General features: G+C 65.4%; 20 protein-coding genes and 1 pseudogene. 10 read left to right on the top strand and 11 right to left on the bottom strand.

The genetic code is table 11. The features are described from left to right. Positions 1–12: 12 nt before the first annotated feature. Positions 13–1,365: a D-serine ammonia-lyase gene (locus tag DN388_RS16615; protein ID WP_255001201.1), complete on the bottom strand. Its 1,353-nt coding sequence runs from the start codon at positions 1,363–1,365 to the stop codon at positions 13–15. Between the two features lie 37 nt (positions 1,366–1,402). Continuing rightward, positions 1,403–2,746 (bottom strand): gluconate:H+ symporter, encoded by a 1,344-nt coding sequence (locus DN388_RS16620; RefSeq protein WP_255001203.1) that lies wholly within the window; start codon positions 2,744–2,746, stop codon positions 1,403–1,405. 217 nt (positions 2,747–2,963) lie between these two features. On the opposite strand from DN388_RS16620, the gene DN388_RS16625 reads away from it, so the two are divergent. Continuing rightward, entirely contained in the window at positions 2,964–4,682 is a 1,719-nt protein-coding gene (locus tag DN388_RS16625; RefSeq protein WP_058540113.1) for an amidase, read from the top strand. Between the two features lie 144 nt (positions 4,683–4,826). Here DN388_RS16625 and DN388_RS16630 read toward each other — a convergent pair whose 3' ends face one another. The 5 genes from DN388_RS16630 to DN388_RS16650 form a co-directional block, all read right to left on the bottom strand. After that, positions 4,827–6,062: a saccharopine dehydrogenase family protein gene (locus DN388_RS16630; protein WP_043861369.1), complete on the bottom strand. Its 1,236-nt coding sequence runs from the start codon at positions 6,060–6,062 to the stop codon at positions 4,827–4,829. Between the two features lie 26 nt (positions 6,063–6,088). Continuing rightward, positions 6,089–7,186 (bottom strand): carboxynorspermidine decarboxylase, encoded by a 1,098-nt coding sequence (gene nspC / locus DN388_RS16635; protein ID WP_043861418.1) that lies wholly within the window; start codon positions 7,184–7,186, stop codon positions 6,089–6,091. A 157-nt stretch (positions 7,187–7,343) separates the two neighbouring features. Continuing rightward, positions 7,344–9,749 (bottom strand): TonB-dependent siderophore receptor, encoded by a 2,406-nt coding sequence (locus DN388_RS16640; RefSeq protein ID WP_058540112.1) that lies wholly within the window; start codon positions 9,747–9,749, stop codon positions 7,344–7,346. 110 nt (positions 9,750–9,859) lie between these two features. Then, the gene (locus tag DN388_RS16645; RefSeq protein WP_255001208.1) at positions 9,860–10,825 is read right to left on the bottom strand and encodes a DUF4880 domain-containing protein; all 966 of its coding nucleotides are present in this window, start codon (positions 10,823–10,825) and stop codon (positions 9,860–9,862) included. Continuing rightward, a complete protein-coding gene (locus DN388_RS16650; protein ID WP_043861372.1) occupies positions 10,822–11,331 on the bottom strand; it encodes a sigma-70 family RNA polymerase sigma factor in 510 nt (169 codons plus the stop codon). Before DN388_RS16650 ends, DN388_RS16645 begins: the two co-directional genes overlap by 4 nt. A 166-nt stretch (positions 11,332–11,497) precedes the next feature. On the opposite strand from DN388_RS16650, the gene DN388_RS16655 reads away from it, so the two are divergent. Next, a complete protein-coding gene (locus DN388_RS16655) occupies positions 11,498–12,244 on the top strand; it encodes a hypothetical protein (protein WP_255001211.1) in 747 nt (248 codons plus the stop codon). 52 nt (positions 12,245–12,296) lie between these two features. On the opposite strand, the gene DN388_RS16660 is transcribed toward DN388_RS16655, so the two are convergent. Next, positions 12,297–12,728 (bottom strand): hypothetical protein, encoded by a 432-nt coding sequence (locus DN388_RS16660; RefSeq protein WP_043861374.1) that lies wholly within the window; start codon positions 12,726–12,728, stop codon positions 12,297–12,299. Between the two features lie 50 nt (positions 12,729–12,778). Continuing rightward, positions 12,779–13,075 (bottom strand): DUF3144 domain-containing protein, encoded by a 297-nt coding sequence (locus DN388_RS16665; RefSeq protein WP_043861375.1) that lies wholly within the window; start codon positions 13,073–13,075, stop codon positions 12,779–12,781. Between the two features lie 221 nt (positions 13,076–13,296). Here DN388_RS16665 and DN388_RS16670 point away from each other — a divergent pair, with 221 nt between their 5' ends. Then, a complete protein-coding gene (locus tag DN388_RS16670) occupies positions 13,297–14,973 on the top strand; it encodes an MFS transporter (RefSeq protein WP_054914613.1) in 1,677 nt (558 codons plus the stop codon). A 40-nt stretch (positions 14,974–15,013) separates the two neighbouring features. Here DN388_RS16670 and DN388_RS16675 read toward each other — a convergent pair whose 3' ends face one another. Next, on the bottom strand, positions 15,014–16,246 hold the full coding sequence (locus DN388_RS16675; RefSeq protein WP_255001216.1) for a M20/M25/M40 family metallo-hydrolase: 1,233 nt from the start codon (positions 16,244–16,246) through the stop codon (positions 15,014–15,016). 106 nt (positions 16,247–16,352) lie between these two features. On the opposite strand from DN388_RS16675, the gene DN388_RS16680 reads away from it, so the two are divergent. The 3 genes from DN388_RS16680 (at position 16,353) to DN388_RS16690 (ending at position 18,623) form a co-directional block, all read left to right on the top strand. Beyond that, positions 16,353–16,754 (top strand): GFA family protein, encoded by a 402-nt coding sequence (locus DN388_RS16680; RefSeq protein WP_255001217.1) that lies wholly within the window; start codon positions 16,353–16,355, stop codon positions 16,752–16,754. A gap of 137 nt (positions 16,755–16,891) precedes the next feature. After that, positions 16,892–18,070 (top strand): GGDEF domain-containing protein, encoded by a 1,179-nt coding sequence (locus tag DN388_RS16685; RefSeq protein WP_255001219.1) that lies wholly within the window; start codon positions 16,892–16,894, stop codon positions 18,068–18,070. Between the two features lie 31 nt (positions 18,071–18,101). Beyond that, positions 18,102–18,623 carry a GNAT family N-acetyltransferase gene (locus tag DN388_RS16690; RefSeq protein ID WP_255001221.1) on the top strand — a complete coding sequence of 174 codons (522 nt, stop codon included), beginning with the start codon at positions 18,102–18,104 and terminating at the stop codon, positions 18,621–18,623. Positions 18,624–18,658: 35 nt separating this feature from the next. Here DN388_RS16690 and DN388_RS16695 read toward each other — a convergent pair whose 3' ends face one another. Continuing rightward, on the bottom strand, positions 18,659–19,258 hold the full coding sequence (locus DN388_RS16695; protein ID WP_255001222.1) for a DMP19 family protein: 600 nt from the start codon (positions 19,256–19,258) through the stop codon (positions 18,659–18,661). A gap of 184 nt (positions 19,259–19,442) precedes the next feature. Here DN388_RS16695 and DN388_RS16700 point away from each other — a divergent pair. The 4 genes and pseudogenes from DN388_RS16700 to DN388_RS16715 all read left to right on the top strand — a co-directional run. Next, a pseudogene (locus DN388_RS16700) lies at positions 19,443–19,973 on the top strand (GNAT family N-acetyltransferase); the annotation flags it as partial. Between the two features lie 81 nt (positions 19,974–20,054). Continuing rightward, positions 20,055–20,354: a DUF4440 domain-containing protein gene (locus DN388_RS16705; RefSeq protein WP_255001320.1), complete on the top strand. Its 300-nt coding sequence runs from the start codon at positions 20,055–20,057 to the stop codon at positions 20,352–20,354. Positions 20,355–20,444: 90 nt separating this feature from the next. Next, positions 20,445–21,068, top strand: a complete 624-nt coding sequence (locus DN388_RS16710) for an SMI1/KNR4 family protein (RefSeq protein WP_054914615.1) — start codon at positions 20,445–20,447, stop codon at positions 21,066–21,068. A gap of 19 nt (positions 21,069–21,087) precedes the next feature. After that, positions 21,088–21,606 (top strand): GrpB family protein, encoded by a 519-nt coding sequence (locus DN388_RS16715; RefSeq protein WP_255001224.1) that lies wholly within the window; start codon positions 21,088–21,090, stop codon positions 21,604–21,606. Positions 21,607–21,702 lie beyond the last annotated feature (96 nt).

Below are 21,702 nucleotides of genomic sequence, written 5' to 3' on the forward strand. Positions count from 1 at the left end.
GGGCAGGTTCCGCTAGTGTCCGGCCAGCAGTGTACGGCCCTGCGCCAGATACGCCTGCATTTCATCGTCCGGCACCATGCTGCCTCCGGTGCCCCACACCAGGTGCGTGGCATTGGCCAGGCGCTGCGCGCTCAGGCCCAGGCGCTGGCGATAGCCCTGCCGCTCCCCGGTCACTCGCAGGAACCCCGGCAGCCCGGCCAGCGCCGAGGGTTCCAGGCGATGACCCTCGATGGCTTCGAGTTGCGCCAGTTGCCGATACAGCTGCTCGTCGGTAACGGTGTAATAGCCGTCGATCAGGCGCTGCATGGAGCGCCCGACAAACCCGGACGGGCGCCCCACCGCCAGGCCGTCGGCGGCGGTGCGGTTGTCGATGCCGAAGTCGTACACGCTGACCTGCTCGTGCAGCCCGGTGTACACCCCCAGCAGCATGCAGGGCGAATGGGTCGGCTCGGCGAACACGCAGTGCACCGCGTCGGCGAAGATCTGCTTCAGACCGAATGCCACCCCGCCAGGGCCACCACCAACGCCGCATGGCAGGTAGACGAACAGCGGGTGCTCGGCATCCACCCTGATGCCCGCCGCCTCGAGCTGGCGTTGCAGGCGACGCGCCGCCACCGCGTAGCCGAGGAACAGGTTGATGGAGTTTTCGTCATCGACGAAATGGCAGCGCGGGTCGGCCTCGGCCTGCTGGCGCCCCTGCTCCACCGCCACGCTGTAGTCGGACGCATACTCGATCACCTCCACCCCACAACTGCGCAAGCGGTCCTTCTTCCACTGCCGGGCGTCGGCCGACATGTGCACGCTGGCCTTGAAGCCCAGGCGCGCACTAATGATGCCGATGGACAGGCCCAGGTTGCCGGTGGAGCCGACCGCCACGCTGTACTGGCCGAAAAATGCCCGCGCGCGGTCGCTGTCGAGGCTCGCGTAGTCATCCCCAGGCTGCAGGATGCCCGCCGCCAATGCGAGGTCTTCGGCGTGCTCGAGCACCTCGTAGATACCGCCACGCGCCTTGATCGAGCCGGAGATCGGCAGCAGGTTGTCGGCCTTGAGCCACAGCGCGCCCTGCACGGGTACCTGCGCTTCGGCGCACAGCGCGGCCTGCACCTGCGCCAACGGCAGCAGGGGCGACTCGATGATGCCCTTGCTCACCGCCGTCTGCGGGAAGGCCGAGGCAATGTAGCTGGCAAAACGTTCCAGCCGCGCGCTGGCGTCGTCCACATCGGCCAGGGTCAGCGGCACGTCGCCCAGCGCCTGCGCTGTCGGGGCCAGGCCCGGGTTGAACCAGGTGGTCGGTTGCAGGCGCACCAGGTCGGCGATCAAGGGGTGGCTGTGCTGCCACTGGTCCAGGGTCTTGTCGTGAATCATGCGGTTCTCCAGAAAAGTGACGGTAGTACGGGCAGGCTCATACCCAGTGCGACAGCAGCAGGGTCATGCCCAGGGCCACGACCGAAGCCAGCAGTGTCGCGGCAGTGAATTTTTTGAGCGCCTCGCCCAGCGACACGCCCAGGTATTCCTTGACCACCCAGAACGCCGAGTCGGTGACGGTAGTCCAGCCAATCGCGCCGGCGCCAATGGCAATGATCACGATCTCGCGGTTCTGCCCCGGCATCGCGTCCAGCAGCGGCAGCACCATGCCGGCGGCGCTGACCATTGCCACGGTGGCCGAGCCGACCGCCAGGTGCATCAGCCCGGCGACGAACCAGGCCAGCAGGATCGGGTTCAGGTCCCACTGCGACAGGGTGCTGGCCAGCACCTTGCCGACCCCGCTGTCGATCAGTACGCCATTGAAGGCACCGCCGGCACCGATGATCAACAGGATACTGGCCAGCGGGGTGAAGGAGCCGGCAGTCAGCGCCTGCAACCGCGCCATGCCCAGGCCACGGCGCAGGCCCAGCGCCCAGTAGGCGAAGCACACCGCGATGGCCAGGGCAGTGAGCGGGTTGCCGAGGAACATCATCAGCCGGAACAGCCCGGCCTCGGGCGCCAGGGTCATGCTGGCCAGGGTCTTGCCCACCATCAGCAGCAGCGGCAGCAGAATCACCAGCAGGGTCAGGCCCAGGCCCGGCATCGACTGGCCAGCGGCTGGCGTGGCGGCAGGCTCTGCCGCAGCCTGCGCGTCGGGCGCCGCGTGCCGCGGGCACACCAGCGTGGCCCATACCGGGCCGGCAATCACCGCGGTCGGCAGGCCGACGATCAGCCCGTACAGGATCACCTTGCCCACGTCGCCCCCCAGCAGCTGGGTGATGGCCATTGCCGCCGGGTGCGGCGGCAGCATGCAGTGCACGGTCATCAGCGATACGGCCAGTGGCAGGCCGACGTAGAGGATGTTGAGCCGGGTCTGGCGGGCCACCACGTAGATCAGTGGTATCAGCAACACGAAACCGACTTCGAAAAACACCGGTATGCCCACCACGAAGCCCACCAGCATCATGGCCCACGCCGTGCGCTGTTCACCCAGGGCGTCGAGCAGCGAGCGCGCAATGCGTTCGGCGCCGCCCGACACCTCCAGCAGTTTGCCCAGGATGCTGCCCAGGCCGATCACCGCCGCAAGAAAACCCAGGGTGCCGCCCATGCCCTTCTCGAACGAATCGGCGATGGCCGGCAGCGGCATGCCGGCCCCGGCGCCCACCACAAAACTGGCCAGCATCAGGGCCAGGAACGAGTGCACCCGAAACCTGACCACCAGCACCACGATCAGGCCGATGGCCGCCATCAATATCAGTAACAAACCTGCGTCTTCGTGCATGACTTCGCCTTTATTTGTTTTAGTGAGCGATTGCCGCGCAGGGCGCGGTCGGAGGCGATTAGGCGGCACGCAGGCAGGCCTTTACAAAGGATGGTTTTTCAGCGCACAGGTGATCTGAGGTCATCTGCCAGGGCCCTCGCCGGGCGGACACCTGAACCTTAAACCGCTATGATTCCCGCCATCACTCATGACCCCTTTGGCCGCTGGTAACCACCGCATGATCGAAGTCACCGAAGTTTCCATTGCGCAGCTGCGCGCCGCCCTCGAATCGGGCCAGACCACCTCGGTCGAGCTGGTGAAGGCCTACCTCGCCCGCATCGATGCCTACGACGGCGCAGACACGCCCACCGCGCTCAATGCGGTGGTGGTGCGCAACCCCGAAGCCCTGCGCGAAGCCCAGGCATCCGACGAGCGTCGTGCCCAGGGCAAGCCCCTCGGCCCGCTCGACGGCATCCCCTACACCGCCAAGGACAGTTACCTGGTCAAGGGCATGACCGCCGCCTCCGGCAGCCCGGCCTTCGCCAACCTGGTGGCCTACCGCGACGCCTTCACCATCGAGCGCCTGCGCGGCGCCGGGGCGATCTGCCTGGGCAAGACCAACATGCCGCCCATGGCCAACGGCGGCATGCAGCGCGGCGTGTATGGCCGGGCCGAAAGCCCGTACAACGCCGCCTACCTCACCGCACCCTTCGCCTCGGGCTCGTCCAACGGCGCGGGCACGGCCACGGCGGCCAGCTTCGCCGCGTTCGGCCTGGCCGAGGAAACCTGGTCCAGCGGCCGCGGCCCGGCCTCCAACAATGGCCTGTGCGCCTACACCCCTTCGCGCGGGGTGATCTCGGTGCGCGGCAACTGGCCGCTGACGCCGACCATGGACGTGGTGGTGCCCTTCGCCCGCACCATGGCCGACCTGCTCGAAGTGCTCGACGTGGTGGTGGCCGAAGACCCCGACACCCGTGGCGACCTGTGGCGCCTGCAGCCCTGGGTGCCGATCCCCAGCGTGGCCTCGGTGCGCCCCGCCGCCTACCCACAACTGGCGGCGGACAGCGCGGCGCTGGCCGGCAAGCGCTTCGGCATCCCGCGCATGTACATCAACAAGGACCCGGATGCCGGCACCTCGGACAGCCCCGGCATCGGCGGCCCGACCGGCCAGCGCATCAACACGCGGCCTTCGGTGATCGCACTGTGGGAGGCGGCGCGCAAGGCACTGGAAGCGGCCGGCGCCGAGGTGCTCGAAGTGGATTTCCCGCTGGTATCGAACTGCGAGGGCGACCGCCCAGGTGCGCCCACCGTGTTCAATCGGGGCCTGGTGTCCAAGGCATTCCTGCACCATGAACTGTGGGACCTGACGGCCTGGGCCTTCGACGACTTCCTGCAGGCCAACGGCGACCCGCAGCTCAACCGCCTGGTGGACGTGGACGGGCCGAAGATCTTCCCCCACGACCCCGGCACCCTGCCCAACCGCGAGGGCGACCTGGCGGCGGGCATGGACGAGTATGTGCGCATGGCCGAGCGCGGCATCACGCCGTGGGACCAGATCGCTACCCTGCCCGATGGCCTGCGCGGGCTGGAGCAGACGCGGCGCATCGACCTGGAAGACTGGATGGACAGGCTGGGGCTGGATGCGGTGCTGTTCCCGACGGTGGCCGATGTGGCCCCGGCCGATGCCGATGTGAACCCGGCCTCGGCGGATATTGCCTGGAGCAACGGGGTGTGGGTGGCCAACGGCAACCTGGCGATCCGTCACCTTGGGGTGCCGACGGTGACGGTGCCGATGGGGGTGATGGCGGACATCGGCATGCCGGTGGGGCTGACCTTTGCCGGGCGGGCGTATGATGACTCGGCGTTGCTGCGCCTGGCCTCGGCGTTCGAGGCTACGGGTTCAAAGCGCTTGATACCGCCGCGAACCCCGATGCTGGTGGGTGGCCGTTTATCTTGAGTTGATTGGTCTGGCCTCTTCGCCAGCAACGCTGGCTCCTACGGGTTTGGTAGGTCTGTAGGAGCCAGCCTTGCTGGCGAAGGGCACAACACAAAAAAGGGGGACGCCATCACGGCGCCCCCCTTTTTTGTCAGCCTGACCCCATCAGTTCCAGGGACGATCGCCGTTCTCGTCCTTGATGCGGGTCGGCAGGCCCATCACGTCCAACGCCTTCAGGAACGGCTCGGCCGGCAGTTCCTCGACGTTGGCCATGCGCTGCACGTCCCACTCGCCACGGGCCACCAGCAGGGCCGCCGCCACCGGCGGCACGCCCGCGGTGTAGGAGATGCCCTGGCTGTCGGTCTCGGCATAGGCCTCTTCGTGATCAGCCACGTTGTAGATGAACACTTCGCGTGGCTGGCCGTCCTTCGTGCCCTTGACCAGGTCGCCAATGCAGGTCTTGCCGGTGTAGCCCGGCGCCAGCGAAGACGGATCCGGCAGCACGGCCTTGACCACCTTGAGCGGCACCACTTCCAGGCCCTCGGCGGTCTTCACCGGTTGCTCGGACAGCAGGCCCAGGTTCTTCAGTACGGTGAACACATTGATGTAGTGCTCACCGAAGCTCATCCAGAAACGCACGTTCGGCACGTCGAGGTTCTTGGACAGCGAGTGCACTTCGTCATGGCCGGTCAGGTACAGGTTCTGCGAACCCACCACCGGCAGGTCGTCGGTACGCTTGACTTCGAACATGGTGTTGCTGGTCCACTGGCTGTTCTGCCAGCTCCACACCTGTCCGGTGAATTCGCGGAAATTGATTTCCGGGTCGAAATTGGTGGCGAAATACTTGCCATGGGAGCCGGCATTGACGTCGAGAATGTCGATCGAATCAATGCGGTCGAAATACTGTTGTTGCGCCAGTGCTGCATAGGCATTGACCACACCCGGGTCGAAGCCCACGCCAAGAATGGCGGTGATGTTCTTCTGCTGGCATTCCTCGAGGTGCTTCCACTCGTAGTTGCCATACCAGGGCGGCGTCTCGCAGATCTTGCCCGGTTCTTCGTGAATGGCGGTGTCCAGGTAGGCCACACCGGTATCGATGCAGGCACGCAGCACCGACATGTTGAGGAAGGCGGAACCGACGTTGATCACGATCTGCGATTCGGTTTCGCGGATCAGCGCCTTGGTTGCCTCGACATCCAGAGCATTGAGCGAAAAGGCCGTGATGTCGGCGGGTACCTTCAGGCTACCCTTGGCCTTGACGCTGTCGATGATGGCCTGGCATTTGGAGATGTTGCGTGACGCGATGGCAATACGACCGAGTTCGTCGTTGTGCTGCGCGCACTTGTGGGCCACCACCTTGGCGACACCTCCTGCACCAATGATAAGAACGTTTTTCTTCAATTTCTTTATCTCTCCTTTCCGCCAGCTTACGAGAGGCTGGACAGGTAGTCGTCAAAACCAAATTCGCGAACCACCTCGACAGTACCGTCAAGTTGTTTCACTACGATGGATGGCATCTTCAAACCGTTGAACCAGTTTTTCTTGACCATGGTGTAGCCTGCCGCGTCGATGAACGACAGCCGATCGCCGATGGCCAGCGGACGATCGAATTGATACTCGCCGAAGATATCCCCGGCCAGGCAGGATTTGCCGCATACCATGTAGGTGTGCTCACCCTCGCTGGGCGCCAGCTTGGCGTTGAGGCGATAGATCAGCAGGTCGAGCATGTGAGCCTCGATGGAGCTGTCGACCACGGCCAGGTGCTTGCCGTTGTACAGGGTGTCGAGCACGGTCACTTCCAGCGAAGCGCTCTGGGTGATCGCCGCTTCGCCCGGCTCCAGGTACACCTGCACGCCGTACTTCTGCGAGAACGCCTTCAGGCGCGCGCAGAATGCATCCAGTGCATAGTCTTCGCCGGTGAAGTGGATACCGCCGCCCAGGCTCACCCACTCGACCTTGTGCAGCAGCTCGCCGAAGCGCTCTTCGATGGTGTTGAGCATCTGGTCGAACAGGCCGAAATCGCCGTTCTCGCAGTTGTTGTGGAACATGAAGCCGGAGATCTGCGACATGACCGCATCGATCTTGACCGGGTCCCATTCGCCCAGGCGGCTGAACGGGCGCGCCGGGTCGGCCAGCAGGTAGTCCGAACTGCTCACCTGCGGGTTGACGCGCAGGCCGCGCACCTTGCCTTCGGTGGCCTGGGCATAGCGCTGCAGCTGGCCGATGGAGTTGAAGATGATCTTGTCGCAGTTCTCGATCATCTCGTCGATTTCATCGTCGGCCCAGGCCACGCTGTAGGCGTGGGTCTCGCCTTCGAACTTCTGGCGGCCGAGCTTGAGCTCGTAGAGCGAGGACGAGGTGGTGCCGTCCATGTACTGCTGCATCAGGTCGAACACCGACCAGGTGGCGAAGCACTTGAGCGCCAGCAGGGCCTTGGCCCCGGACTGTTCGCGCACATAGGCGATCTTCTGCATGTTGTGCAGCAGCTTGGTTTTGTCGATGAGGTAGTACGGCGTCTTGATCATTTCGAGGCCCCCGGCAAGGCCGGCCAAAAAAAGGACACGCATTGTGCCTTCACTGCACGGGAATCGAAAGCTCGGAAGTGATTTTTGCCCGACGCGGATTTTTCGGGTGCACCCATCGCAGGTCGAACCCGCCCCCACACGGGAGCGGGCCTGGACGTCAGAAGTCCCAGCGAGTGCTGAACATCACGTTGCGCGGGTCACCGTAGTACGAGGAGTTATAGAAGCCGATGTTGGTGTAGTAGTACTTGTCGAACAGGTTGTAGACGTTGACCGACGCCGACAGGTGCTCGGTGAACTGGTAGCGCGCCATCAGGTCGACCAGCCAGTACGGGGTCTGGGTGAAAGTGTCATTGGTGCCCTTGGCGTAGTTGTTGAGGACCTGCCAGCCCTTGCCCTGCCAGCGTGCCCCACCCCCCACGGTGAGCTTGTCGAGGCGCCCGCCAAGTTTGTAGGTGGTGTAGAGGTTGAGCTGATCTTCGGGCTCCCAGGTAGCTACCTTGGCCCCGCCCTGGTCGCGGCTGACCTTGTGCGTGTAGCCGGCCTGCACCTGCCAGCCGGGCGCCAGTTCCCCGGACACCTCTGCCTCGTAGCCCTTGGTTCTGGACTTGATGCCCATGTAGGCGTAGTCGATGTCGGGGTTGGTTGGCCTGGCGTTGTAGAACGTGTCGGCCTGCGGGCGGTTATCTTCGTGCACTTCGAAGTAGGCCAGGCTGGTGTTCAGGCGACCGTCGTAGAACTCACCCTTGATGCCCACCTCGTAGTTCTGGCCCTCGTTGGGCTCGAGCATCCTGTTGCGGCTGTCACGGTAGGCCGTCTGCGGCAGGAAGATATCGGTGTAGCTGGCATACGCAGAGAAGTTGCTGTTGAGGTCGTACACCACCCCGGCATAGGGCACCAGCCGTCCGCTCTCCTGGCTGTCGCTGGTGCCGGTGACCTGAAAGTTTGCCAGGCGGCTGCCCAGCAGCAGCGAAAGGTCATCGGTGACACTGAAGCGCGCAGTCAGGTAGCCGCCACTTTGCCGGGTGGTTTCGTCGTTGCGCTTTGTCACCGAGCCCCAGTCCGGCTCGATGGCCTGACCGTGCCAGCTCTCCAGATCGTATTCGTTGTCGAAGTAGGTGACGTTGTTGTAGTTGTCGCCCTTCCAGTGCGAGCTGGACACCGAGCCACCCACCACCAGTTGGTGTTCGCGCCCGAACAGGCTGAACGGCCCGGTGGCGTAGAGGTCGCCGCTGTCGCTGGTGGTTTCGCCGGTGTACTTGCGCGAATAGATCGACGACACGGTCGGGGTGTCGGGCGACACCGAGCCCAGTGGCGCGTCATAACCATTGATCTGGTGGTTGTACTGACCCTTGATGACCCAGTCATTGGCCAGGCGATGCTCCAGGGTGGCGAACAGCGTGCGCGAGTACTGCTCCCAACTGCTCCACTTGGCGCCATTGTTGAACGAACGCGGCAGGCTGATGGGGTTGCCCTGGGAGTCGTACACCGGACGGCTGCCCGACCAGCCCGAGCCCCTGGGGTCGCTGTCCTGGTAGTCGGCGCCCAGGGTCAGCAGGGTGTCTTCGTCCAGGTCCACTTCCAGGATGCCGTAGTACACGCTGGTCTTGCGCTCGTAATGGTCCATGAACGAGTGCTTGTCCTGATAGGCGGCCACCGCCCGGCCCCGCACGTTGCCACTGTCGGTCAGCGGGCCGCTGAGGTCGATCTCCGAGCGGTAGTTGTCCCAGGAGCCGGCGCCCAGGTCCACATGCCCCCTGAAGTCGGCCGTCGGCTTCTTGCGGATCAGGTTGATCGTGCCACCGGGGCCGCCCGCGCCGGTGAGCAGGCCGGTGGCGCCCTTGAGCACCTCGACCCGGTCATAGATCGCCATGTCGGTAAGGGTCTGCCCGGCCGAGTACTGCGCGTCACGCAGGGTCGGGATGCCGTCGTACTGGAAGTTGACGATGGAGAAGCCGCGCGAATAGTAGTTGGTACGTTCACTGTCGTAGGTCGACACGGTGATGCCGGGGGTGTGGCGCATCACATCGTCGATGGCGTTCAGGCCGAAATCGTCCATGGCCTGGCGCGTGACCACCGAGATCGACTGCGGGGTTTCCCGCGGGGTCAGCACCATGCGCGTGGCGGTGGCGATGGTGCCCGGCGTGTAGGAGCCGGTGCCTTCGGTGATGGTGCCCAGCTGGTTGGCGCTGACTTCGGTGGCCTGCAGCTCCAGCTGCGCACTGCCGGTGGCCAGCCTTGGCATTACCCGGTAGCCCTCGCCTTCGGGCATCGCCTGCAGGCCCTTGGGCGCGAGCAGCCGCTCCAGGCCCTCGGCGATGGCGTAGCTGCCGTCCAGGCCGCTGCTGTGGATGCCTTGGGTCAGGGCCGAGTCGACCGCGATCATCACCCCGGCCTGCTGGCCGAATGCGCCGAGCACGCGATCGAGGTTGCCGGCGTCGATATGGAAGGCGTGGGTGGCGTGGGCATCGGCGCCGGCCAGTACGCCCTGGCTGGCGCACACGAGGGAAAGCCCGAGGATGGCCGTGCGCAAGGCACCGGCAAGCGGAGTGAGGCGGCTGTGCATAAACAATTCCATGGGTTGAGGGTGTTGGCGATGCGCTGTTTTTCAGCGTCTTCCCTGGTCTTGATGCATGAGATGGAAAAAACTGCCGCCGCTGTTAAAAATAATCGTTCTCAGGCCACGACCACGTTTGCCCAGTAGCCGAACACACGCTGTACCCGTATCGGCAACACACTGGCCAGCAGGTCGAGGCTGGCATCGGGCCGATCGAGGGAGAACGAACCCGACACCTGCAAGGCCGCCATCGCCGGATCGCAGCGCAGTACGCCGCGCCGGTAGCGGTCGAGCTGGGCCAACACCTGGCCCAGTGGCATGCGCTCGGCAATCAGCAGGCCGTCAACCCAGGCCTGGGCGCCCGCGTCGAGAGGTTCGACACTGCCGACCTGCTGCCCGAACGCCACCTGCTGGCCGGCGCTCAAGGTCATGCGGGTGCTGCCGGCCCAGGCGATCGAGGCACTGCCTGCCAGCACCTGCACCTGGGTACCCGACACCCCGGGCAGGCCCTGGCTGACCACCAGCCGCGAGGCGGGCTCGGGGCGTACCCAGCCATTGGCGGTGCGCACCGCCAGCGAAGCACCTTGCCCCAGGGTGAGCATGATCCGCCCCAGGTTGAGCGCCAGCACGTCTGCGTGAGCATCCACGCCGGTGCGGGTATCCAGGGTCAGCTCCACCTCGCCAGACAACGCCACGTGATGACGCTCGCCGGTGGTGGTGCGGTAGTCACTGAACAGTTCCGGCAGCAGCACCCGCTCACGCACGCTAAGGCCAGCCGCCAGTACCACCCCCAGCCCGGCGAAGCCCTTGAGCACATTGCGCCGCGACGCAGTGCCACGTGCCTGCAGCAATCCGCGCGCGCCGGCGGCCGGTAACGTCCTGGTGCCCTGGCGCAGGTCATGGGTGAGCCCGGCAAGACGCTGCCAGGCCAGTTCATGCTGGGGGTTTTCATTGCGCCAGTGCTGGCAGGCCTGCTGCTCGGCCAGGCTGCTGACACCCGACTGCAGGGTGACCATCCACAGCATGGCCTGCTCTACCACGCCGGGGTCCAGCGGCTGGTTGTCGATCCGGGCGAAGCGGCTCATGCGCCGTAGACCGCCGCATAGCAGTGTCGGTAGGCCTTGAGCATGGCCTTTTGCACCACGTTCACCGTCAGGCCCTGGTGTTCGGCGATCTGCGCGTAGGTCAGACCGTCAAGCTGTGACAGCAGGAAGATCTCGCGCACCTTGCTGCCCAGCCCATCGAGCACCTGGCCCACCGCGTCCAGCGCCTCGAGCACCAGCAGGCGAGTTTCCGGGGACGGCACCAGCGCCGGTTCAAGATGCGCCAGCGACTCCATGTAGGCCTTCTCCAGCGCATGGCGCCGAAAGTACTGGATGCACAGGCGGCTGGCCACGGTGGTGAGGTAGGCGCGCGGCTCGCGGTACACCGGCGGTGCCTCGCTGCGCAGGATGCGCACGAAGGTGTCCTGCGCCAGGTCCAGCGCCTGCTCCCGGTTGCCCAGCTTGCGGCGCAGCATCTGCGTCAACCAGCTGTGGTGTTGAACGTAGAGTTCGCCCACCGCATGGTGGGTGCTGGAAAGTGGATGCATCGGCAGGGTTCCGGGACGCAGGCTGACGGGAGTCGTGCATGGTAATACTTCTCATTAGCTTGCGGTGGATTTTTATGATTGCCGCCGAAACAACCTGCTTCACCGACACTGGCAGGCCAGCGCTCAGGTGCAGTACTGTGCGAGGCAGCCAAAGGGAGGGCTGCATATGGATCAAGCGACACTCACCACCTTGTTGACCAAGCTCCGCAATTGCGACCTCGAGGGCGCGGCCGCCGACCTGCAGGCCCAGGCAGTGGCACTGGCGGCCCGGGGGGAAGAGGCACTGTCCGACTTCCTCGCCCGCTATGCCTTCCGCTCGTTGCAGGGCAAGCACAGCCCGGACAAGACATCGCCGGCGCTGGCCCAGGCACTGCACGACAGCGAACAGCACCTGCAGCAGCTTCACGACGAGCGCAAGGCGCTGCTCGACGACATCCACACCTACTTTCTGGAGTTCGAGAAGATTGCCGTCAACCTGACCCCGGCACTGATCGAACCGGCGACCTTCAGTGAGCAGAACCGCGACAACCTGCCGTTCATCGAGGACTACCTGAGCGGCCGTCGCGAGGTGGTGGACGATCTCAACCTGCAGAGCGTGCTGAAAAAGCAGATCAAGTTCTACCTCAACCTCAACCTGCACGATGAACGCCCCACGTTGCAGGTCAGCTATCGCAAGACCCACATCCAGCCGGGCAAATCCTGGCGGTTCGTGGAGCTGAGCCAGCAGGCCGGGCAACGCGGCGAACAGTTGAACCGGCTGGTGCAACTGGATACCGAGTGCGATGCGGTGCAGCGCCAGGCATCACGCCTGAAATGGGAGCTGCGCTGCAACGAGGACACCGGCAACCAGCAGGTGGCCGACTTCCAGAAAAAACTGGGGTTGTTCATGGCCAGTGTGGCTGCACAGGCCTGAGGCCAACCGGGTGGCGACACCGGCCCGGCGCCCCCGCCCGGCCATTCGCGGATCAGCCCAGGCGGCCCCAGACCTGCACCAGCCCCACCAGGTGCACCACCCCGAACCCCAGGCACACCAGCGAGCTCACCACGATGAAGCGCTGGCTGCGCCCGGTATTGGCCAGCACGAAGGGCCCGGCGATACCGCGCAGCAGGTACACCAGCGTGATCGCGCACAACGCCGGCAGCAGCAACGGCAGCGGCGCGATCACGCCCGCCCCCGACAATGCAAAGGCCGCCCAGCTCAGCAGCACCAGCGCAATCGCTGCCGTGACCACCGCCGGAAAGGTCCGGCCCGCCTCCGCCGCCCGGATGAAGCGCTCACCCGCCCCGAACAGGCGATACCAGGACGGCCCCGCGATGATCGTACCCACGTGCAGCACGGCCGCCAGCGCGCTGAGCGCCGCGGCAATCACCAGCGCCAGATTGTATTCACCTGCCATAACGGTTCTTCCTTGTAGGAGCCGGCGTTGCCGGCGAAGCGGGCAACGCGTTACTTGGCCGAACCCTGCATGTACGTCGCAAAGTTGTTGATATGGTCGTCCAGGTTGTCTTCGAGCATCATCCGGTACTGGTCGCAGAAGTACGTGAGCATCGCCTCGCGTGCCTGCGCCATTTCTTCCCCCGACTTGAAGTTGCGCGCACTCACCCAGGCATTGAACCGGGTGGTGCCGAACATCATCGAGGCGCTCACCTTGCCCAGGTCCTGGACCTGCCCGAGCTGCTCGTTGGACAGTTCTATATGGGCGTCGGCGCGGTCGTAGAACGAGTCGTCAGCATTTTGCGGCATTGCGTGTCCCTTTCTCATCACGTCTGGTTATTGCAGCCCCCTCCTGCCGTCCGGCCAACCGTCGGCGAGTGGATATCTGCGCGAAGCTGATTATGCTTCAAACGAGCGGGCAGCGCTGCGAGGTGTCTGTGCGCATTGCGTAGTCCGATGACATCAGCCCCAGGGCTTGGGTGAAGTGGCAGTGGGTGTTCCGGCCTACAACAACAATCCGGAGAAAACTCATGGCGACAATCGACAGCACTTCCACAGGCAGTGCGCCCAGGCGCGGGATCACCAAAGAGGAACGCAAGGTCATCTTTGCCTCGTCCCTGGGCACCGTGTTCGAGTGGTACGACTTCTATCTGTATGGCTCCCTGGCGGCGATCATCGCCAAGCACTTCTTTGCCGGGGTCAACGAAACCACTGCCTTCATCTTCGCCCTGCTCGCCTTCGCCGCCGGGTTTGCGGTAAGGCCGTTCGGCGCCATTGTGTTCGGCCGCCTGGGCGACATGATCGGACGCAAGCACACCTTCCTCATCACCATCGTGATCATGGGCGTGTCCACCGCGGTGGTGGGCCTGTTGCCCAGCTACTCGAGCATCGGCGTGGCGGCACCGGTGATCCTGATCACCCTGCGCCTGCTGCAAGGCCTGGCGCTGGGCGGTGAATACGGCGGCGCCGCCACCTACGTGGCCGAGCACGCACCGCCCGGCAAGCGCGGCTTCTTCACCTCGTGGATCCAGACCACCGCCACGCTGGGGCTGTTCCTGTCGCTGCTGGTGATCCTGGCGTGCCGTACCGTGCTGGGCACCGAGGCGTTCGAGGCGTGGGGCTGGCGCATACCATTCCTGCTGTCGATTCTGCTGCTGATCGTGTCGGTGTACATCCGCCTGCAACTGAGCGAGTCGCCGGTATTCAACCGGATGAAGGCCGAAGGCAAGGCATCCAGGGCGCCGCTGACCGAGTCGTTCGCCCGCTGGGACAACCTCAAGGTGGTGATCATGTCGCTGCTCGGCGGTACCGCCGGCCAGGCGGTGGTGTGGTACACCGGGCAGTTCTATGCGCTGTTCTTTCTGTTGCAGACGCTCAAGATCGACCCGCAGACCGCCAACCTGCTGATTGCCGGTTCGCTGCTGATCGGCACGCCGTTCTTCGTCATCTTCGGCAGCCTGTCCGACCGCATCGGGCGCAAGGGCATCATCATGGCCGGCTGCATCCTGGCGGCGCTGACCTACTTCCCGATCTTTCATGCGCTGACCCAGTACGGCAACCCCGACGTGTTCAGTGCCCAGGCACGCAACCCGGTGACGGTGGTCGCCGACCCGGCGCAGTGTTCGTTCCAGTTCGACCCGGTGGGCAAGGCGCGCTTCACCAGTTCGTGCGACGTGGCCAAGAGCGTGCTGGCCAAGCGCGCGATCCCCTACGTGAACGAAAAGGCCGAGCCCGGCAGCGTGGCGCAGGTGCGCATCGGCAGCACGGTGGTGCCCAGCTTCGACGGCAGCCGCCTGCCGGCCGCCGACTTCAAGACGCAGAACGATGCCTTCGCCGCCACCCTGGGCGCGGCCCTGAAGGACGCCGGCTACCCGGAAAAGGCCGACCCGAACAAGACCAACTACCCCATGGTGCTGTTGCTGCTGACCATCCTGGTGATCTACGTGACCATGGTCTACGGGCCGATCGCCGCGTGGCTGGTGGAGCTGTTCCCGGCGCGTATCCGCTACACCTCGATGTCGCTGCCCTACCATATCGGCAACGGCTGGTTCGGCGGCTTCCTGCCCACGGTGGCGTTCGCCATGGTCGCGGCCACGGGGGATATCTACTACGGGCTGTGGTACCCGATCGTGATCGCGGTGATGACCGCCATCCTGGGTACCTTCTTCCTGCCCGAGACCAAGGACCGCGACATCAACCACAGCTGAGCCGCCCGCCCTCCCGGGTGCCGGGAGGGCGCGGTGCAGCCTACTGCGAGAGGTGCCGGATCATCGCCACCGTCAGGTACAGGCGCGGCGCGATGCTGGACAGTTCGATGTATTCATCGTCGGCGTGCAACCCGGCCCCGACCACGCCCATGGTTTCGAGCACCGCCGGCGTGGCGCTGCCGGGCACATAGGCATAGCCGGCGTCGGTGCCAAAACGCATGGCGATGGGTTCCAGGGTGCGATCGATCTGGCCATACAGCTGCTGGGCAGTGCTGGCCAGGGCGGCGGAGCCTTCATTTCTGGCCAGCGGCGGGCGCCCCTTGCGCAGGGTCAGCGTGACCTGCGTGTCGGTGATGAGCCGGGCCTGGCTGATACGTTGCGCGTCGGCCAGCACGCGGTCGCTTTCGGACAGGTCGGCATAGCGCATGTCGGCTTCGGCGGTGGCCAGCGCCGGGATGATGTTGGCTTTCTCGCCGGCCTTGGCCAGGGTCCAGTTGACCGTGGTGCCTTTGGCCGGGTCGCCCAGGTCCTTGAGCTGAACCACCTGGTGCGCCAGCTCGGTCAAGGCGTTGCGCCCGTCTTCAGGGGCGGAGCCGGCGTGTGCCGAGCGACCGCGCACTTCCAGCAGCAGCTGGTTGATGCCGTTGGTGGCCACCGTCACCGCGTCCTTGTTCGGGGGCTCGTAGGAGAAGACGTAGTCATGCTTGCGCGCAAGCTCGGCAATGATCTGCCGGGAGCCGAGCGAGCCCATTTCTTCATCGGGGTTGAACAGCACGGTCAGGGTGGCGTAGTCGTTGAAGCGCACATCCTTCAGCAGCTTGATCGCATGCAGGATCATCGCCACCCCGCCCTTCGCGTCGGCCACCCCGGGGCCATAGGCACGCTCGCCCTCGATGCGAAACGGGCGCCTGGCGGCGGTGCCGGGGCCGAACACGGTGTCGTAATGCACCATCAGCATGAAGCGCTTGCTGCCGCTGCCCTTGAAGGTGCCGACGATGTTGTTGCCCACCGAGGGCGTGGCGGCGCTGGTCTGCACCGTGGCGCCCAGGGCCTCCAGGCGCTTGACCAGCAGTGCACCGACGTCGGTGAGGCCTTGCTGGGTGCCGGTACCGGTGTCCACCGATACCAGGGTTTTGAGGGTATCCAGGTAGCTCGACTGCTCGGCCTTGGCTTTTTCCAGCAGGTCCTGGGCGGGGGAAGCGATGGCGCCGGTACAGGCGAAGGACAGGCAGAGCGCCAGGGCGCTGGCGCAGGGAGGGCGAAACAACGGCATAGGGCGGGGCCTCGGTGCAGGGTGGCAAAAGGGTGTGTTGCATGACGGGCAAGGGATCAGCTTAGACTGTCGGCCCTGTATTGCGAGCAACCGGGTTGGACCTTCCATGACACACCAGTACCAGGGCAGCTGCCTGTGCGGCGCCATCCGTTATCAGCTCAGCGCGCCCCTCAAGGCGGTTTCGCACTGCCATTGCAGCCAGTGCCGCAAGGGCCACGGGGCGGCGTTCGCCAGCTACGCCAGCGTCAGGCGCGACGACCTGCAACTGCTGCAGGGAGGCGAGCGGCTCAAGTCGTACGCATCGTCCGAGTCGGTGACGCGCCAGTTCTGTGGCGACTGCGGTTCATCGCTGTTCTGGTCGCGCTCACAGGGGGACCATGCCGACTGGATCTCGATTGCGCTGGGCACCCTGGACTCACCCATGACGTTCGACAGGCAGCGCCATGTGGAGGTGGCTTCGAAGGCGCCGTGGTACGCAATCGAGGACCATTGGCCACAGGGTCGATAGGGTCTTTTGCACTGCCCGCGACAGGCTGGCCCAGGTTTGCGACAGCCGGCTGAAACGCTTCGCGCAAGCACTGCGAAAAACCGATTCAAACGCTTACAATCGCCGCTTTCCGTGCACTTCATGCAGGCCCGCTCGCCATGGCGCTAGACCCACCCACGATGCTCACCATCACGATCGCCCTCGCCGCGGCCGCCGCGCTGTACCTGGCGATCGAGTGGCGCAGCGTGCGTGAACCCTCGCTGCTGTTCTGGAGCGCCGGGTTCGCCACCATCACCGTGGGCTGTACCCTCGCGCTGCTGCGCAGCAGCGGCCTGCTGCTGATCGGTATCTGGTTCGCCAATGGCCTGCTGGTGACGGCGCACTGGCTGTTCCTGCTGGGTGTCGGGCGTTTCACGCAAACCCAGCTGTCGCGGGGCTGGTACCTGGTCTTCGTGGTATGGCTCGCGCTGCTGGTGGTACCCGAGGAGCCGCAATGGTCCAAGCTGATGCTGCTGGTCAACTCGCTGCTGGTGGCGCTGCTGGCGCTCAAGGCCAGTGCACTGCTGCGCCCGCATGGCAAGTCGCTGAGCGTGGGGGCGGTGCAACTGCGCTACGTGCTGCTGATGCACGGCCTGTTCTACGTGGCCAAGGCGATCACGGCGGTGGTGCCCGGCACGCTGATCGACCTGGCGGCGTTCCGCGGCCAGATCATCCAGATCTCGCTGGTGGAAGGCGCCATGGCAATCATGCTGATTGCGCTGTCGATGACCGGCACCGAGCGCTACCGGCGAGAAAAACGCATCGCCCGCCTGGCCGCCCGTGACCCGCTGACGGCCCTGTACAACCGCCGCGCCCTGGAAGTCCGTGCGCCGCGTCTGCTCGAAGACGTGTCGGCCACGCGGCCCGGAGCGTTGCTGCTGATTGATATCGACAACTTCAAGCTGGTCAACGACCTGTTCGGGCATAGCGCCGGTGACCGCCTGCTGGTCGACCTGAGCGAGATGATCCGCGCGGTGCTGCCCACCGGCGCCCTGGCGGCGCGACTGGGTGGCGATGAGTTCGTGATTCTGCTCAACAACGCCCCCACCGAACGTATCCTGGCGCTGGGCGGCGCCTTGCGCGAGCAGTTCCGGCAGGCCGCCGCGCAGCTGTTCCCCACGCCTGCGCCGGTGACCCTGAGCATCGGCGCCAACCTGTTCGACCAGCCGCCGGGCAGCCTCACTGCCCTGATCGAACAAAGCGACAGCGCGCTCTACGCCTCCAAGCGCGGTGGACGTGACAGTATTCGCGTGGTGGACCGCACCGCAGCCGCTGGCGAATCCCTGCACACGCCTTGAGGCCGAACCAATGGATAAGGTGAACAGCAGCATGATCGCCACAACAGCACTCGAACCCTCGCACTGGCCGCTGTACCGCGACCTGCGCCTGCAGTCACTGCAGGACTCGCCGGATGCGTTCGGCAGCACCTACGGCTCGGAGGCCACGCGCACCGATGAAGACTGGTCGGCGCGCTTGCAGGCGGCGGCAAGCTCCGGCCAGGGCCGTGCGTTTGTTGCGCTGGAGGGCGAAGCGCCCTGTGGGCTGGTGTGGTGCAAGCTGGCCGGTGCAGGGCCCGGCGTTGCCGAGATCTTCCAGATGTGGGTCGACCCGGCCTGCCGCGGGCGCGGCGCCGGACGGGCACTGCTGCAGGCAGCGCTGGACTGGGCCCGCCGCCACGACATGCAGCGGGTACGGCTGGGGGTCACGATTCAGGACAGCCCTGCCATGCACCTGTACACCGCGCTGGGCTTCAAGCCGATTGGGCCACCCGAACCGCTGTGCGCGGGCAGCGCGCTGATGTCCCAGGGCATGGAGCTGGTACTGGATACCGTGCAGACCCGCAACGACTGACACCGCGCGCCCCTGGCAGAACAGGATCCCGAAACCTAATCGGCGGCAAACAGCTGCTGTTGCCGCGCATACGCCACCAGGCGCTCCTCCAGCTGGTCGGGGTCGAGGTAGAAGCGACTGTCCAGTGCATCCAGCGCGGCCTCGCAGGCCAGGTCGGGCTCATCGGCATAGGTGGGCATGCACAACTGACGCTCGCCCTGCTCGGCAGGCACTGCCTGGGCGCCGAACAACAGGCCCTTGGCCTCCTCCAGCAGCGCGAGGGTCTGCAACGCGCCGAGTTCGCGCAGCCCCGCGCACGCGCTGGCATAGTGATCGCCCGAGGAGTTGCCGAAGTACTGGTCGAAACCGCCGTTGTACACCTCGCCCTGCAGCACGTTGACCGCGTAATAGTGCTGCTCGGCCAGTGCCAGCCCGGCAAAGCCCTGGGGCGTGCGGAACACCCGGTCGACCAGCGCAGACCAGTACAGCGCCTGCGGGCTGGCCAGGTACTGCTTGCGCTCCTGGGCGTAGCGCTTGCCGTTCTCGATGTTCTCCCGGTAGCCGCCCTTGCAGGGCATGCACAACCCGCCGGTGCGCGCTGCGGTGCTTGCCAGGATCACGTTGCCGCAGGCGCGGCAGGGTTGGTTGTCGCTCATGCGCACCCCATGGTCATTGCGTGGTGAGGGCGCGCCCCTTGCGCGTCGCGCCCAACGTGGCGCACATGCTACAGCGTGCCGGCCTGCGCGATCCAATCGCCTTGGCGCATGGGTTTGGTTTACCCTCGGTGCCGACACCTTGCCCACCCTCGCCCACCCCATGCATTACCGCTTCGAGGCCAAGATGAACCGCATCCCTACCTTCACCACCGCGCGCCTGCAGCTCACGCCCCTGCAATTGAGCGACGCTGCGGCGATCCAGCAACTATTCCCGCAGTGGGAGGTGGTGCGTTATCTCGACAGCCGCGTGCCTTGGCCGTACCCGGACGACGGCGCACTGACGTATGTGCGCGACCTGGCGCTGCCCGCCATGGCGCGTGGCGAGGAATGGCACTGGATGATCCGCCTGGTGCAGAACCCGCTGCAGTGCATCGGCAGCGTGTCGCTGCACGATACCCCCGGTAACCACCGCGGTTTCTGGCTGGCGCCGCAGTGGCAAGGCAAGGGCTACATGCGCGAGGTGTGCGAGGTGATCAACCGCTTCTGGTTCGACACCTTGAATCGCCCGACCCTGCAGGTGCCCAAGGCCGTGAGCAACCTGGCGTCACGGCGCATATCGCTGCGCGAGGGCATGCACCTGCTGCACGTGCAGCCCGGCAATTTCGTCAGTGGCCCGATGCCCCAGGAAACCTGGGAGCTGACGCAGGATGAATGGCGCAAGCGCCGCGGCGACGCCAGCCCCGCAACGCAACCCGCTGGCGAGCTGGAAGCCACCCTGCACTACCTGGAGCAACGCCTGCTGCAGCAGGACGTACGCAGCAACACGGCCTTGCTGTCGACGCTGCTGGCTGATGACTTCATGGAGATTGGCGCCAGCGGCAAGGCCTGGCACAAGGCGGATGTGCTCTCCAGCCTGCCCGTCCAGGCATTCAGGGTGCGCACGATCAGCGATTTTCAGGTACGCCCCCTGGCGCCGGACGTTGCGCTGGTGACCTATACCTGCCACAGCGACACCGCGTCGCTGCGCAGCTCGGTATGGCGCAGGCTCGATGGCCATTGGCAGATGACCTTTCATCAAGGCACCCCGGCCGCGTAATGCCGCAGACGGTGCGGCCCCACCCGCGCCGTTTGCCTGCGGCGCCCATGCGCGGCATCATCTGCCGCCCCTGTACAGCGAGCCACCTCGATGACCGATTACCGCGGGCTGATGCTCGAAGACACCCGGCAAGGCGCCAGCGACGCTGCGCTTGCACAGCTGGAGGCCAGCCTTGGCGCGCCCCTGCCGGCTGACTACCGTGAATTTCTCACGACCTGCAACGGCGCCTACCTCGAGTACGACGTGGCGGTCACCCTGGCCAGCGGCGAACGCGAGTTGATGAGCTTCTCGCTGTACGGGCTGGACCTGGACGGCGAATGGGAGTCGAACCCCTACGAGCTGGAACGCGCACGCCAGCGCCCTGGCTACCCTGCCCACGGCCTGCTGCCGATCGGGCGTGACGGCGGCGCCAGCCTGTTGCTGCTGGACCTGCGCGAGGGGCGCCAGCAGGTGGCCGCGATGGTCGCCGCCCTGCCCGCCTGGACCGGCCGCCGCCAGCAAGGCGACGAATACGTGGTGCTGGCCGAAAGCTTCAACGACTACCTGGCCCTGCTGCATGTGGCCGAAGAGACCATCGTCAACCATATCGACAGCTTCATCATCAGCCAGGACAGTGTGCAGGCCACCCTCGCCTGGCTCGATTCCGGCAGCCGCGGCTGGCGCGAACGCCACCGTGAGCGCTGGAACGCACGGGTAAGCGACTGGCCAATATGACTCCCAGGGAAACACCGCAATGAAGCTGACCAGTCAGATCCGCCCCTACGACAACCAATGGCCCGAGCGCTACCTGGCCGCCAGGGCAGGCATCGCCCAGGCTTTTGGCAGTGAACTGATCGACATCCATCATGTGGGCAGCACGGGCGTACCCGGCCTTGCCGCCAAGCCGGAGATCGACGTGCTGGTGGTGGTCCAGGCGCATCGGGAAACCGCAGCACGCCACGCCCACATGCAGGCTCTGGGGTACGTGCGCGGCTCCGACCTGTCGCCGGGCCACCACTTCTACCGTCGTGATGTCGACGGTATCCGTACCCACAAGGTGCACGTGTGTGCCCAGGGCCACCCACAGATTGCCTGGATGCTGCGCTTTCGCGACCTGCTGCGCAGCGATGACGACCTTCGCCAGCGCTACCAGGCGTTGAAGCTTGAGCTTGAAGCAACCAATCGTGACGGTATCGGCGAGTACCTGGCCGGCAAGGCGCCATTCATCGAGGCCGCGATGCGTGGCCAGGTGCAGTCGCAGGGCGGCGTCTAACGGGCATATCCGCAATCAGTGGCTATGCTTTGCGCGTGATCCACGCACGTTGCGTCATGCGTTGTTCCGCTCATTCAGCCATTACATGGAATGCAG

It is taken from the genome of Pseudomonas sp. S12(2018), assembly GCF_024355235.1.
Taxonomy (GTDB): Bacteria; Pseudomonadota; Gammaproteobacteria; order Pseudomonadales; family Pseudomonadaceae; genus Aquipseudomonas; species Aquipseudomonas palmensis.

Excerpts from the sequence above, each read along its gene's own strand:
- DN388_RS16615 (WP_255001201.1), bottom strand. The coding sequence starts at position 1,365 with ATGATTCACGACAAGACCCTGGACCAGTGGCAGCACAGCCACCCCTTG.
- DN388_RS16620 (WP_255001203.1), bottom strand. The coding sequence starts at position 2,746 with ATGCACGAAGACGCAGGTTTGTTACTGATATTGATGGCGGCCATCGGC.
- DN388_RS16625 (WP_058540113.1), top strand. The coding sequence starts at position 2,964 with ATGATCGAAGTCACCGAAGTTTCCATTGCGCAGCTGCGCGCCGCCCTC.
- nspC (WP_043861418.1), bottom strand. The coding sequence starts at position 7,186 with ATGATCAAGACGCCGTACTACCTCATCGACAAAACCAAGCTGCTGCAC.
- DN388_RS16640 (WP_058540112.1), bottom strand. The coding sequence starts at position 9,749 with ATGCACAGCCGCCTCACTCCGCTTGCCGGTGCCTTGCGCACGGCCATC.
- DN388_RS16645 (WP_255001208.1), bottom strand. The coding sequence starts at position 10,825 with ATGAGCCGCTTCGCCCGGATCGACAACCAGCCGCTGGACCCCGGCGTG.
- DN388_RS16650 (WP_043861372.1), bottom strand. The coding sequence starts at position 11,331 with ATGCATCCACTTTCCAGCACCCACCATGCGGTGGGCGAACTCTACGTT.
- DN388_RS16655 (WP_255001211.1), top strand. The coding sequence starts at position 11,498 with ATGGATCAAGCGACACTCACCACCTTGTTGACCAAGCTCCGCAATTGC.
- DN388_RS16660 (WP_043861374.1), bottom strand. The coding sequence starts at position 12,728 with ATGGCAGGTGAATACAATCTGGCGCTGGTGATTGCCGCGGCGCTCAGC.
- DN388_RS16665 (WP_043861375.1), bottom strand. The coding sequence starts at position 13,075 with ATGCCGCAAAATGCTGACGACTCGTTCTACGACCGCGCCGACGCCCAT.
- DN388_RS16670 (WP_054914613.1), top strand. The coding sequence starts at position 13,297 with ATGGCGACAATCGACAGCACTTCCACAGGCAGTGCGCCCAGGCGCGGG.
- DN388_RS16675 (WP_255001216.1), bottom strand. The coding sequence starts at position 16,246 with ATGCCGTTGTTTCGCCCTCCCTGCGCCAGCGCCCTGGCGCTCTGCCTG.
- DN388_RS16680 (WP_255001217.1), top strand. The coding sequence starts at position 16,353 with ATGACACACCAGTACCAGGGCAGCTGCCTGTGCGGCGCCATCCGTTAT.
- DN388_RS16685 (WP_255001219.1), top strand. The coding sequence starts at position 16,892 with ATGGCGCTAGACCCACCCACGATGCTCACCATCACGATCGCCCTCGCC.
- DN388_RS16690 (WP_255001221.1), top strand. The coding sequence starts at position 18,102 with ATGATCGCCACAACAGCACTCGAACCCTCGCACTGGCCGCTGTACCGC.
- DN388_RS16695 (WP_255001222.1), bottom strand. The coding sequence starts at position 19,258 with ATGAGCGACAACCAACCCTGCCGCGCCTGCGGCAACGTGATCCTGGCA.
- DN388_RS16710 (WP_054914615.1), top strand. The coding sequence starts at position 20,445 with ATGACCGATTACCGCGGGCTGATGCTCGAAGACACCCGGCAAGGCGCC.
- DN388_RS16715 (WP_255001224.1), top strand. The coding sequence starts at position 21,088 with ATGAAGCTGACCAGTCAGATCCGCCCCTACGACAACCAATGGCCCGAG.